This is a genomic window from Sabulibacter ruber (genome assembly GCF_017355955.1).
Taxonomy (GTDB): domain Bacteria; phylum Bacteroidota; class Bacteroidia; order Cytophagales; family Hymenobacteraceae; genus Nibribacter; species Nibribacter ruber_A.
The window spans coordinates 2,295,743-2,308,541 of sequence record NZ_JAFFID010000001.1 but is presented as its reverse complement, the minus strand read 5'-3'; the positions used below and the strand labels follow the sequence as shown (position 1 = coordinate 2,308,541).

9 protein-coding genes are annotated in these 12,799 nt (G+C 51.6%); 7 read left to right on the top strand and 2 right to left on the bottom strand.

Features of this window, described 5'->3' with window-relative positions; translation table 11 throughout:
- Positions 1-156 precede the first annotated feature (156 nt).
- The gene (locus tag JT719_RS09385; protein WP_207432711.1) at positions 157-627 is read left to right on the top strand and encodes a GNAT family N-acetyltransferase; all 471 of its coding nucleotides are present in this window, start codon (positions 157-159) and stop codon (positions 625-627) included.
- Between the two features lie 28 nt (positions 628-655).
- Here JT719_RS09385 and JT719_RS09380 read toward each other — a convergent pair whose 3' ends face one another.
- On the bottom strand, positions 656-1,783 hold the full coding sequence (locus JT719_RS09380) for a glycosyltransferase family 4 protein (protein WP_207432710.1): 1,128 nt from the start codon (positions 1,781-1,783) through the stop codon (positions 656-658).
- 289 nt (positions 1,784-2,072) lie between these two features.
- On the opposite strand from JT719_RS09380, the gene JT719_RS09375 reads away from it, so the two are divergent.
- From JT719_RS09375 to JT719_RS09360, 4 genes are all read left to right on the top strand, one after another.
- Positions 2,073-4,040 (top strand): TonB family protein, encoded by a 1,968-nt coding sequence (locus JT719_RS09375; protein ID WP_207432709.1) that lies wholly within the window; start codon positions 2,073-2,075, stop codon positions 4,038-4,040.
- 286 nt (positions 4,041-4,326) lie between these two features.
- Entirely contained in the window at positions 4,327-4,704 is a 378-nt protein-coding gene (locus JT719_RS09370; protein WP_207432708.1) for a BlaI/MecI/CopY family transcriptional regulator, read from the top strand.
- Positions 4,697-7,411 (top strand): M56 family metallopeptidase, encoded by a 2,715-nt coding sequence (locus JT719_RS09365; protein ID WP_207432707.1) that lies wholly within the window; start codon positions 4,697-4,699, stop codon positions 7,409-7,411. Before JT719_RS09370 ends, JT719_RS09365 begins: the two co-directional genes overlap by 8 nt.
- Before the next feature lie 228 nt (positions 7,412-7,639).
- Positions 7,640-8,050, top strand: a complete 411-nt coding sequence (locus JT719_RS09360; RefSeq protein ID WP_207432705.1) for a hypothetical protein — start codon at positions 7,640-7,642, stop codon at positions 8,048-8,050.
- Between the two features lie 8 nt (positions 8,051-8,058).
- Here JT719_RS09360 and JT719_RS09355 read toward each other — a convergent pair whose 3' ends face one another.
- Entirely contained in the window at positions 8,059-9,531 is a 1,473-nt protein-coding gene (locus JT719_RS09355) for a S8 family serine peptidase (protein ID WP_207432704.1), read from the bottom strand.
- 245 nt (positions 9,532-9,776) lie between these two features.
- Here JT719_RS09355 and JT719_RS09350 point away from each other — a divergent pair, with 245 nt between their 5' ends.
- Together JT719_RS09350 and JT719_RS09345 are read left to right on the top strand one after the other, a co-directional pair.
- Positions 9,777-11,066, top strand: a complete 1,290-nt coding sequence (locus tag JT719_RS09350) for an aminopeptidase P family protein (protein WP_207432702.1) — start codon at positions 9,777-9,779, stop codon at positions 11,064-11,066.
- Between the two features lie 133 nt (positions 11,067-11,199).
- A complete protein-coding gene (locus JT719_RS09345) occupies positions 11,200-12,720 on the top strand; it encodes a TolC family protein (RefSeq protein ID WP_207432701.1) in 1,521 nt (506 codons plus the stop codon).
- Positions 12,721-12,799 lie beyond the last annotated feature (79 nt).

Here is a 12,799-nt window from a genome sequence, read left to right as displayed (position 1 = left end):
CATTTCTACGGTGCTTTCCAGCCCTAGAGTTCCTGTTGCCTGGTTTCGTTTGTGTCTCTATATAACTCTCAGCGAAGTTGTTGGAGAATATTTTGCTTTGGGCATAGGTTAGAACCGGGTTTCAGGTGTCTTTATCTGAAAACACCCCCAAAACAAATGTTCCAGACAGAAACCCCGGCCATTAGCCTGGTAAGTGTGTCCCCCGCAGAGTACAAGGAAGTAGTAGAGGTTTGGGAAGCATCCGTAAGAGCTACGCACCACTTTGTAACCGAAGACGAGATTCAGTTTTTCCGGCCGCTGATCTTAGATGAATTCCTGTGGCTCATGCAACTGACCTGTGCAAAGGACCTAGAAGGAAAAATCCTGGGTTTCTCCGGCGTGGCAGAAGACAAACTGGAAATGCTGTTCCTGCACCCGGCGGCCCGAGGCAAAGGAATAGGAAAACGTCTGCTGGAGCATGCCATCCAGCACGGGAAAATCACCAAGGTTGATGTGAATGAGGAGAACGAGCAGGCGGTTGGCTTTTACCTGCACCAGGGCTTTGAAGTAGTGAGCCGCTCAGAGGTAGACAGTTTGGGCATGCCTCACCCTATCCTGCATTTACAGTTGGCAAAAATAAAGGCCTAAGTATGCCTAAGAAGCTTTACGGCAATGCTTATTGTTCCAGAACCCGCTCATAGACCTGGTGCAATTGCGGAATGGTGACCTCGGGCCGGAATGTCTGGACGTGCTCCAGGCCCAGTTTCACCATTTGCTTTTGCAGCTCAGAGCTGGAAAGGATTTCCTGGATGGCCTGGGCCAGGGCTTCTGCATCGGTGGGGGATACGTAGCGGGCCGCTGAGCCGCCCGCCTCTGAAAAGCAGGAACCGGTAGACGTAATCACCGGAACCCCGCTGTTGAGCGCTTCCACAATGGGAATACCGAATCCTTCAAAAATGGACGGGTACACAAACAAGGTAGCCAGCTGGTAAATAGCCGGCAGTTCCTCAAAAGGAATGTAGGGCAGAAACAGGACCTTCTGCTCCAGGTCATGCTGCTGAATGAATGCCAGCATTTCTTTGTGGTACTCGGTTTTCCGACCGATGAACACCAGCGGAACAGGCGTGCCCGCCGCCAGCCAGCCTTTGAGCAGATGCAACTGGTTTTTGCGGCGTTCCAGCGTACCCACGCACAGGATAAACTGCGCGGGCAACTGGTACTTCTCCTGAATAGCGTTTAAAGCCTCTTTTTCCAGAAACTGCTGAAAAACGGGATCGCAGTCCTGGTACACCACTTGCACCTTTTCCCGCGTCACGCCAAAGAATTCCTCTAAATCCTGGGCCGTCTGCTCACTGATGGCAATGATCTGGTGCGCAGCATCGCAGGCGTCTTTGAACTTCTTGCGGTAGATATAGCGGTCAATGGTGGGGTACAGCTCCGGGAACCGCAGGAAAATCAGGTCATGGATGGTTACCACCAGTTTGGTTTTCTGCCGGTCCAGTCCGTACGGCAGCTCGTTGCTGAGCCCGTGGTACACCTGCACGCCATGTTTGGGAAGGGCGGCGCGCAACCCAAACGTGCGCCAGATAGAAGAAAACCGCTTCCCCAGTCCGTTAGGCAGTACTACCTGTGTTTTGGCCACCGGCGGAAAGAAGTTCTTGAACAGATCATTCTTGCGCGGCGTGAACAGGGAGTATTCATCTTTGGAAAAGTGCACCATCATGCCAGAAATGACAAAGCGGCTGTAGTTGCCCAGGCCAGAGGTATTGGTAAAAGCGCGTTTCGCGTCGTATCCTATTTTCATATCAACACCGCAATATTAGCATTCTTCCGGAACATGTAGGCTGAGGCGGCACTCCAAGGTAGGAAAAGTATGGGTAAGGAAGGTCAAACTGTTTGGCCTCTTAGTAGCACCAGGGTTGGTAAAACCTGAAAAACCAAGTCCTGGATGAGGCAATGGCAGTTTAATTCTTTTTTAAAAATTTAATATTATATAAATGCTTTATCCTATATTCAAGAGCAAGAACTCTTCAGATGCCTCTGTCTCTGCCTGAGTTTTCGGCCTCTTCTTCAAAACTACTACCATGTTCTGCATGACGATAAAACGAATACTTGGGCAGCTCTGGCCTTTTCTGCCGGCTAAGGCATTCTGTTTCCTGGTTCTGTTCCTGGCAGGTATTTGTACAAGCCCAATTGTGGTAGCCCAGGAGCAGGCAAAAGAAGAGAAAGTGTACGTGGCGGCAGAGCAGATGCCGGAGTTCCCGGGCGGGCAGAGTGCCATGCTCAAGTACCTGACAGACAATTTCCAGATCAAACCAGATTTTACGGTAGATTCTCTCAGCGGTACCATGGTGGCATCGTTCGTGATTTCTAAAGAAGGCAAGGTGACGCAGGTAGAAGTGGTCAAGAAGTTGGTGCCGTCTTTGGACGCAGAGCTGGTGCGCGTAATTTCTTCCATGCCCCTCTGGAAACCAGGTAAGCAAAACGGAGAACCCGTAGCCGTCAGGTCATCGGTGCCCTTCAGAGTGGTTTGGAAAGGAATTCCTCCCAAAGCAGCCGTGGCCTCTGTTCTGGCCAACGGAAATGAGAAAGAATCCTTGGTAATCAACCAGGCCTTGGAGTTCCCGGGCGGTGAAAAGGCGTTTTGGCAGTACATGAGAGAAAGCAACGCCTTTTTGCCCGATGCCCGCAAAACGGGTGTCCAGGGTTTCTTTGTGGTGCAGTTTGGGATCTCTGAAACCGGCAAGGTGACGGAGGTGCGGGTGATAAGACCCTTGCACTCCAGTTTTGACAAGGCGGTGGTGAAAGCTTTGAAAAGCATGCCGCTCTGGCAGGTGAAGGAGCAAAATGGGAAGCCTCGCCCTCTTTCGCTCACCTTTTCTCTGGGGGTGAACCCAGACGCTACAGATGCCCAGGATAAAGAGCAGGAAAAGCTGTTTCTGACCGAAGTGGTTTATCTCAACGCCGATATTGAGCCCAGTTTCCCGGGTGGCAAGGCTGCGCTGGAGAAGTTCTTCTCGGCCACTATCGTGTATCCTGAGGGTGCCCGCAAAGCCAAAGCCGAGGGAGTCTTTTCCTTATTCTTTGTCCTGGATTCGCAAGGAAAAGCAGGTCGTCTGGAGATTCTGGAAAAGGTGCATCCTGAAGTGGACCTGGCTATCATGGAAGCGGTGAAGAAAATGCCGGCCTGGAGACCTGGTAAAGTAGAGGGTAAATTGGTGAGCGTACGGAGGCGACTTTCCTTCCAGGTGGCAAACAATACGGTCACGTTGAAGGATATGCATGAGCCACCAAAACAAAGGTACTATCAGCCCACTTGGGAAGGGTTCGCAGACCAGCATCAGATAAACGCCAGATTAGCTGCCAGGCAGGAGAAAAATCCTCCTGCCGTAGAAACCATGCCGGAGTTCCCGGGAGGAGAAACAGCTTTATGGGAGTTTATGAAGGCACACAAGGCCTCCCTGGAAGATGCCAAACAGATGAAAGTGGCAGGAACCTTTGAAGCCGAGTTTCAGATCTCCGAGACCGGCCAGGTAAAAGACATCAGGATAACTAAAACCCTGCACCCAGATTTTAACAAGGTGGTGGTGAAAGCGCTGGAGCAAATGCCCCTCTGGAAGCCGGCCCAACATGGCGGAAAACCAGTGCCGGTTCTCCATTCCTTCGCCTATGAGGTTACGGAGGGCGAAAGGCGTGCCCAGGTGGAAGAGGTGTATGAAGAGAAAGTATACCTTGGGGTTGAACAGCGCCCTGAATTTCCGGGCGGAAGGGAAGGATTTCAGAGGTATATTGTAAAGAACCTTGTTTTTCCGGCAGAGGCCAGACAGGAGAAAGTAGAAGGAACCATTGTCCTGAGTTTCATCATCAATTCCAAAGGAGAGGTGCAGGCCTTGCAATTGGAGCAAAAGGTGCACCCCGGCGTGGACGAGGCGCTCCTGAAAGTGTTCCGGCAGATGCCCGCCTGGAAACCCGGGATGCTGGACCGCAGCAGGGTATCTGTAAAACTGAAGATTCCTTTTATGGTGGCAAATGGCACCATTACGCCCGTAGGCAATTGGTAGAAGCCCTCTCATTTAATATCTCACCGCTCTCTATTCCTAGCAAGATGATCTTCCTTTCTCCTCCAATGAATAGGTTGGAGCAGACTGCTATGGGCGTTTTAGGCCTGTTCTGGCGAAATTAAGCCCAGAACAGCTATCGCTTTCTTCTTAAATGTTTACTCTTTTTGATTCTACGCTGCGGAGCTTTCGGGCAGGAGGAGAAGAAAATATTTTTAATAACTAAAACTTTAGTTTGTAAACTAAGTATTTAGTTATATCTTCAATCCATCACCTTCCTGACATCATCATGAAAGAGCTAACCAAAGCAGAAGAACAGGTTATGCAGATTCTCTGGAACCTGGGGCAGGGCTTCGTCAAAGACATCCTGGACCAACTGCCCGAGCCCAAACCTGCCTACAATACGGTTTCCACCATCGTGCGCATTCTGGAGAAGAAAGGCTTTGTAGGGTACAAGGCCTATGGCAAGACCCATGAGTATTATCCGCTCATCAACCGCGACGATTACCGGCACTTCTACCTCAAGAACTTTGTGAGCGGCTATTTTGGAGGGTCGTTCAAGCGGTTGGTATCCTTTTTTGCCAAAGAAGAGAACATGGACCTGCAGGATCTGGAAGAAATGCTGAAGCATGTCAAAGACGACCTAAACAAAGAAGAAAATGAATGAGGCCCTGCTGCAGTACCTGCTGGAGTCAGGCGCTGGCCTGATTTTGTTTTTCCTCTTCTATGCGCTGGTGTTGAAACGGGAGACCAGTTTCCAGTTTAACCGCTTCTACCTACTGGCTGCGCTCTTTCTGTCTTTTCTGGTGCCGCTCTCCAATTTGCCGGGCATTTCTTTGTGGCCGCAGGAACCCGAAGAACCCGTGGTGATACTGGACGCTCCCGTTGCCTATGTGCCTATGGCAGCTGACCAGGTTGTGGTAGCTCCGGAAGAACCCTTCCCTTTCTGGAGCCTCCTGTATGCAGTCTATGGCCTGGGGGTGTTGTTTTTCGGGATCAGGTTTCTGGTGCAGGTAATCCGCCTCAGGCGCTACGTCAAAGAAGAAGGCGTTTCCTTTTTCCTGCCCAACGGGGCACCTGTCTTCTTAACCCACGGGCAGATGCCTACCTTTTCTTTCTGGCGCTGGGTTTTCTTTGACAACAGCCAAACCCTCACCCCTGAAGAGACCGAACGCATTCTGCAACATGAACAGGTGCACATTGACCAGCGTCACACCCTGGATGTGTTGTTGGTTTCCCTGGCTGGTATTCTCTTCTGGTTTAATCCGCTGCTGGTGCTTTACAAAAGGGCAGTAGAGCAGACCCACGAGTTCATTGCCGATGCCCATGTGGCTAAGGCTTCTGGTACCTCGGCCTATTCCTCACTGCTGGTGAAACAGGTCTTACAAAGGGCAGATTTCCCCTTGGGTAGCTACTTCTTCCTCAATAAATCCCTCACCTTAACCAGAATCAAGATGATGAAAAAACTACACCAATCCCCCAGACTCAGCCGAATGCTCATGGCCATTCCGGTAGCAGGCTTACTGCTGGTTGCCGTTGCGGCCATGCGTCCGGCTCCAGTTCCTGAAAGCAACGGAGAAAAAACCACCAAGGTGCAGGACGGACCGGCCCAGTTTCCCGGCGGCCGCGAAGCCCTGAACGCCTACGTGAAAAATAATCTGGTACTGCCCCAAGTAGCTTTCCAGAAGAGAAAGAACCAGAATGACTTTGTGCAGGTGAAAGGCAGCATTGAGGTGGAAATAGGCCTGGATGGTACTCCAAGTTACGGCAAAAGCCTTGGGTTGGAGGTGCGCCCTAATGACCCAGAAGTGGTAGACGCTATTCATGCGCAATTTGCCCAATTGGTGAACCAGATGCCCAAATGGACCCCGGCCCAGAAAGATGGCAAAGCTGTTGTATCTAAAGAAACCATCTCGGTTTCCAGTGTAAGCGGAAACTTCCTAAGCTACGCTGAGTATCTGGAAGGCCGCCAGCAGAAAATATCCGTTACCACAGAGGCAGCTAAGGCCTTGGGGCCGGAAAACACCAAGTCTGGCAAGACTAATGTGTTGCCAAAAATCGTACTTTATCACTACCCTCCAACGCATAGGGCCGCCACTGCTGATCAAGAGGCCAAAGCTTCCGCCCACATAGTAATGCCGCAAAGAACCACGGCCACCGGCGAGAAAATTTATATGATTGCGGAAAAAATGCCCCAATTCCCGAGAGGAGAGCAGGCGTTGATAAAGTTCATAGCCAATAAGTTCAGGATTCCAGCTGTGGCCCAACGCTCCGAAATCGAAGGAACCATGATAGGCGCCTTTGTGGTGTCTGCCTCTGGTGAGGTGATACGGGTAGACGTGGTGCAAAGCTTATCGCCAAGCCTGGATCAGGAGTTGAAGAGAGTGCTTTCCGCATTGCCCAACTTTACCCCTGGCGAACTAGAGGGTAAGCGTGTGCCAGTACTCTATTTGGTTCCCTTTGAAATTGTGGCCCAGCGTGCAGAAAGTACCTCTTCTAAAGCTTCGGCCAGCAGCGCAGAAGCACCTAAACCTACCGCCGCGCCAGAGAAAGAAGCTGCCCCAGCCAAGGATAAGGATCTTGTGTTCATCGCCGTGGAGCAAATGCCCGAGTTCCCTGGTGGGGCAGTGGCCATGATGAAGTACTTAAAAGAGGATACTGCCTATCCCGAAGATGCCAAACAGGCCAATATCTCCGGCATGATGGTGGCTTCCTTTGTGATTAATCCGGAGGGGAAAGTAACCGATGTACAAGTAATAAAAAAGCTGCACCCCAGCCTGGACCAGGCCTTCGTGCAGTCGCTGCAGAAGATGCCCAATTGGAAACCAGGCATGCAGAACGGGAAAGCGGTATCGGTGAAATACACAATTCCTTACCGGGTGGTAAGCCCATCAAGTAAAAATACTTCGGCCCAAAAAGCCGATGAGGTAACCGTGGAGGGAAAACAAACCTCTGCCAGGCAAGGACACAAGAGTACCGCATCTTTGACTGAGGTAGTAGTAGCCGGAAAGCCAAGCCCGGCAAAACTACAACCCACTACTGCCCATCAAGATGAACGGGTATTCATCGCTGTTCAGGAAATGCCGGAGTTTCCGGGCGGGCAAGCGGCTATGTACAAGTATTTCGCAGAGCAGGTGGGGTATCCTGAGGATGCTAAAAAAGCAAAGATAGATGGTACGGTCATCGCTTCCTTTGTTATCACCGCCGAAGGTGATGTTACCAAGGTGGAGGTGCTACAAAAAGCCCACCCTTCCCTGGATCAGGAATTTGTGAAAGCCCTGCAGAAAATGCCTAAATGGAAGCCCGGCAGGCAGAACGGCAAAGCGGTGAATGTAAAGTACACCGTGCCTTTCCGGTTTATGGTGACAAACTGATCAGAGCCGTATTGCTGCCTGTTACCAAAAGAGCCCAGACCTGTTTCTGGGCTCTTTTGGTGAAAAGTGGTTTAAAATGGATCTAAGCTGCCTTGCAAACCAAGAGGTTAGCCACCTGACAGATGTAATCTCGTAAATCATATGTGCGTTAACTAGCATATAACGTGCTGTTTATGCAAATTGGCAGTAGTTATTAAAGCATTGTTAGATTCTAAAAGATAGATGACTATGAAAACGATTAAGTCTCTGGTTCTTCTTTTAGCACTGGTCCTGGGGTTTGAAGTACAGGCCCAAACCGCTGGCGCTGACCTCACCGAGTTCCTGGCCAAGTTCAAGACGTTTGAAGCGCAGCATTATCCCAAGCAGGAGTATGCAATGCCGGTTTACAAGCCCAAATCAGAAAAATCAGAGGGAATTCCCAATGCCTTGAAAGAAGGGCAGGGCTTCGCGATTGACCCTCAAACCAGGCTCCATTATTACCTGCAATTAGGGAAGGTGTACGATCCCGAGACCGGTTACAGCATTTCCTATGATCCCAAAGCCGAGTACCGGGTAGACGTAAATGCCGGCAAAGTTTTCAAGGGCGAAGTAGAGGTGAAACCAGAAAGACGCAAGCCAGTTTCAGGGAAGGATTCCTAAGCTTACCCTTACTGCCAAATCAATTCAAATACCTTAGGGCCAACCTGCAACGTGGTGTGCGTTTCGCCGGGCAGGCGCTTGACTACAATCTTTTTGGTGCGACTGGAAAGTTTCTGCTGACTCATGACCATGGTTTCAGACGCTTTCCGGAAGAGCACAATTCCGCCGTTCTCGCCAATAGCCGGCACCGACCTGGACCGGAAAGCAAACCGGTTGCCGTGAATCAGGAACGGAACCCTGATGGGAAGTTTCGCCGTGGCCTCCTGCACTAGCTCCAGCGCTTTGCCGGCGTCGGGTACGCCGTAGCCCACGTAATTATTCCCGAAGGGATACAAGTGGCCGCTCTTCCTGATAATCTCGGTGAGTTGTTGAGGCGTGAGCGACGGGTTTTCTTCCAGGAGGCAAGCCGCCAGTCCGGTAATGATGGGTGCCGAGAACGAGGTACCCGAGGCCGCAAAACACGCCACATCGGGTTTAAGGTAGGGCAGGAACTTTGGGCCGATGCTGCTGTAGCCCTGTTTGGTCCAGGTGGCGTAATCGGTGGCTCCTACGGTAAGCACGCCGGGCGCATCGGCGGGGGTATTGATGATTTGCCACTTCCTGGTACCGCCATCGTTCCCGGCAGCAATAATAAACATCATGCCTTTCTGTTCCACGGCCATCTGCACCGCTTTGGCAATAAAACTGCTGCCGTCCATCTGCTCTGGGGTGTAGTTCTCAGCGGGGTTGTCAAAGCCCGTGCCGTAGCCCAAAGACGAATTGATCAGGCGTACGCCCAGGCTGTCCATCCACTCCAGCGCCCGCACGAAGTACTCTTCCTCAATGCGTTCTTCGCGGGCGCCGTGGTCGGTGCGGGCCAGGTAGAACTCGGCTTCGGTGGCTAAGCCGCTCAGCACTTTCTCGTTTGGGTCTGAGCCACCCAGGCAAAGCAGCACATCGGTCCCGTGGGCATCCATGAGGCTTTCGCGCTTGTTGAAGGTTTGGCTCTGGGCAGGGTTCACAAAATCACGGTAGGCTTTCACGCGTCCGCTCTCAAAGATGGGCATCAGGCCGGGCTTCTTAGGGGCCTCAAAGAATCCCGCATCAATCACGCCCACTTTCACCCCTTGCCCGGTAAGGCCCGCCGCAAACAGAGGCTCGGGCTTGAGTTGGTTCAGGGCCTTGCTCATGTAGTGCACCTTGTAGGGAGTAGTACCACCGGTAGGTACCAGAAAGCCGGTAATGGGGCGTAGTTCCTGCACAAAGGAAGCCTGCCAGAGGGAATGCGCCTGGGCAGGGTTTGCGGTGACTGCGGCCGCATTGAGCCATTTGGAAACCGAGGTAACGGGAAGCCCCCGGCTTGTAAGACTATCCAGATAGGCCTGGTGAACGGGTTGGTCTGAGACCTGGGACAGCGGAAGTCTCTGGAGCTGGCGTTGCTGCAGGGTAGCCTCGCTTACCAGGGGGTGGGAGGCCGTGGCGGGTTTGTCTTTGAAGAGCACCCAATAGCGTTGCTGTGCCCTTGCCAGCGGGGAAAAAAGGCAAACTATAGCAAAGACACAGAAAAAAAATACTTTAGTACAAACCCCCACGTTCAATTCATTAAATGAAGGCTATATGCCTGCATATTACCGTTTAATGTCATACATTTAAGCTTCCAAACCCATCATTTTCGGGCTGTTTTAAGAGAAACAGGCCAGAAACACCAAAGCCAGTAGCCAGCAAGGTTACTACAACCTGTACCGCCATGAAATACGAGTCTATCGGGAAAGATCTTTATGTTCACAACCGCCAGAAGTTTATTTCTTACCTCAAGCCCCAGTCATTGGCCATCTTCCACTCCAATGACGTCATGCCCACCAACGCAGACGGTACCATGCCTTTCCGGCAGAACAACGATCTGCTATGGCTTAGCGGTATAGACCAGGAAGAAAGTATCCTTATTCTTTTCCCCGATGCCCGGGAGGAACGCCTCAGAGAGATGCTGTTCGTTCGCGAGACCAACGACCATATCCTTACCTGGGAGGGTTATAAGCTTACGAAAGAACAAGCCCGCGAAGTTTCAGGCATAGAGACCGTTTTCTGGACCCATGAGTTTGACAGCGTGCTCAACTCGCTCATGCCGTACACCGAGAACGTGTACCTCAACTCCAACGAGCACCTGCGCGCCGTGGTGGAGGTGGAAACCCGCGATGCCCGCTTCATCAAGAAGATGAAGGAGAAATACCCGCTGCACAACTACTGCCGCAGCACCCCGCACCTGCATTATTTGCGCTCCATCAAGCACCCGCGCGAGATTGAACTCATGCGCACCGCCTGTAACATCACGGAGAAAGCCTTTCGCCGCGTTCTCAAGTTTGTGAAACCCGGCGTGATGGAGTACGAGATTGAGGCCGAGATCAGCCATGAGTTCCTGCGCAATCGCTCCCGTGGCCCGGCCTATAGTTCTATCATCGCTTCCGGGGCCAATGCCTGCATTTTGCACTACGTAGACAACTTCCGGGAGTGCCAGGACGGCGATGTGCTGTTGCTGGATTTCGGGGCGGAGTACGCCAACTACGCCGCCGATTTAACCCGCTCCATTCCCGTGAACGGGAAATTCACCAAGCGCCAGGCCGATGTCTACAATGCCGTGCTCAACGTGATGAAAACCGCCAAGCAGATGCTGGTGCCCGGCAACACGCTGGACGAATACCACAAGTTTGTGGGCAAGGTGATGGAGAACGAGCTCATCAAGCTGGACCTGCTCTCTGAGGAAGAAGTCAACAACCAGAACCCGGCTCAGCCGCTGTACAAGAAATACTTCCCGCACGGCACCTCGCACTTCCTGGGCCTTGACGTGCACGACGTGGGCGACAAATACCGTCCGTTTGAAGAGGGCATGGTGTTCACCTGCGAGCCCGGCATCTACATCAGGGAAGAAGGATTGGGCATCAGGCTGGAGAACGACATCCTCATCACCCACAACGGTCCGGTTGACCTCATGGAAAACATTCCGCTGGAGCTGGAAGACATAGAGCGCGAAATGCGCGGTTAAGAAATACAGTGAAGTCAATGCGTTTCAGGACTGTTTTTCACGAAATAGCCCCGAAACGGTGTGTGCAGATATCAGAGAGAGTTATAAAGCAGTTTTAAAAGTGAGATTGAGTACAGTGAAACGAGTAGCAGGAATGAGCCGCATAGTGGCCTGTTTATGGGTGTTAGGAGCTTTTCTGCTGACCTCACCTGCCGCCGGGCAGGACACCGAAGCCCCGCTTCCCGTTGAGACGGAAGACCCCAACACCCGCCGGTTAAGCTTAGCCGAGGTCATCAAAATGGCCCGGGAGCAGTCGCCCAGTTATCAGCAGGCGCTCACGCAGTTGGAAAACCGTACGTGGCAATACCAGAACTACAAAAGCAATTACCTGCCGCAGTTAACGCTGAACGCTACCCTCCCGGACTATACCAAAAGTATTAACCCGGTTGTGCAAAATACCGGGAGCATAGAGTTTAGGAAACAGCACATCTCTACTTCTTACGCTGAGCTGGCCCTGAGCCAGAACATTGGGTTAACCGGAGGAGTGATTTCCATCAATACTAACCTGAAACGAATTGATGATTTTCTGCAGCCCGATACCATGGTTGGCCATTCCTATGCCTCAACTCCGGCGGTGATCACTTTAAGTCAACCGCTTTTCAGGCACAATGGCCTAAAATGGGATCGTAAAACGGAGCCGCTTCGGTTTGAGGAAGCCAAACGCAATTTCTGGGAAGAGATGGAGCGAATTGCCATCAGGGCATCGGACCTGTATTTCTCTCAGCTGCATAGCCAGATCAGCTATGACATTGCCCAGAAAAACGTGGCCAACAATGACACGCTTTTTAAAATAGCCCAGACGCGCTTCTACAATGCCAAAATAAGTGTGAATGAGCTTCTGCAGTTAGAGTTGAGTCTGCTCAACTCCAGGCAAAGTCTGGAACAGGCCAAGCTGGACATTGAGACCAGTACCATCCGCCTTAAATCTTACCTTGGTATCACCGATGATAGTCCCATCCGGTTGACTACTCCAGATGCCATTCCGCAGTTTGATGTGGATGAAACCGCTGCCTTGAAGTATGCCCATGACAACCGTTCCCGTATGATAGGGATTAAACGGGAAGAGATTGAGGCAGAACGAGGTTTAGATTGGGCAGAGAAAGACACAGGTTTAAATGCCAACTTGTTTCTTCAGTATGGTTTAGTGCAGCAGTCCACCGCCTTTTCCGAGACCTATCGTGATCCTTCGGAACAGCAGAGGGTAAGCATTGGCTTAAGTGTGCCCATCATGGACTGGGGCAGAACCAAGTCACGGGTTGGAACCGCGCGGGCGCATCTGAAATACGTGAAAGGTAACCTTGAGCAGCAAAGGGCCAGCTTTGACCAGGATGTGTATTTGCAGGTGAAACGCTTTAAGATGCTGCGCGAACAGATGAAAATTGCCCAGCAGGCCAATGGTCTGGCAGAGCGTAGGTACTTAGGAGCGAAAGACCGCTACCTGACCGGAAAGATAAGCTTATTGGAGCTCAACCAGGCCGCTACTGAAAGGGACTCTGCCCGCCGAAGCTACGTAAGCTCCCTCCGCAATTTCTGGGACGCCTACTACAACCTCAGGCTGCAAACCCTCTATGATTTTGAGACAAACCAGCCGCTCATTTTACCAATGCCTTTCTAAAGAATTCTTTAACAGTTTGGATAGACTTTACAGAAAACAGCCCTAAAACAGAAGAGCCCGCTGGTATCACCAGCGGGCT

Coding starts and splice junctions, on each gene's coding strand:
- JT719_RS09385 (WP_207432711.1), top strand. CDS start 157: ATGTTCCAGACAGAAACCCCGGCCATTAGCCTGGTAAGTGTGTCCCCC.
- JT719_RS09375 (WP_207432709.1), top strand. CDS start 2,073: ATGACGATAAAACGAATACTTGGGCAGCTCTGGCCTTTTCTGCCGGCT.
- JT719_RS09365 (WP_207432707.1), top strand. CDS start 4,697: ATGAATGAGGCCCTGCTGCAGTACCTGCTGGAGTCAGGCGCTGGCCTG.
- JT719_RS09350 (WP_207432702.1), top strand. CDS start 9,777: ATGAAATACGAGTCTATCGGGAAAGATCTTTATGTTCACAACCGCCAG.
- JT719_RS09370 (WP_207432708.1), top strand. CDS start 4,327: ATGAAAGAGCTAACCAAAGCAGAAGAACAGGTTATGCAGATTCTCTGG.
- JT719_RS09345 (WP_207432701.1), top strand. CDS start 11,200: ATGAGCCGCATAGTGGCCTGTTTATGGGTGTTAGGAGCTTTTCTGCTG.
- JT719_RS09380 (WP_207432710.1), bottom strand. CDS start 1,783: ATGAAAATAGGATACGACGCGAAACGCGCTTTTACCAATACCTCTGGC.
- JT719_RS09360 (WP_207432705.1), top strand. CDS start 7,640: ATGAAAACGATTAAGTCTCTGGTTCTTCTTTTAGCACTGGTCCTGGGG.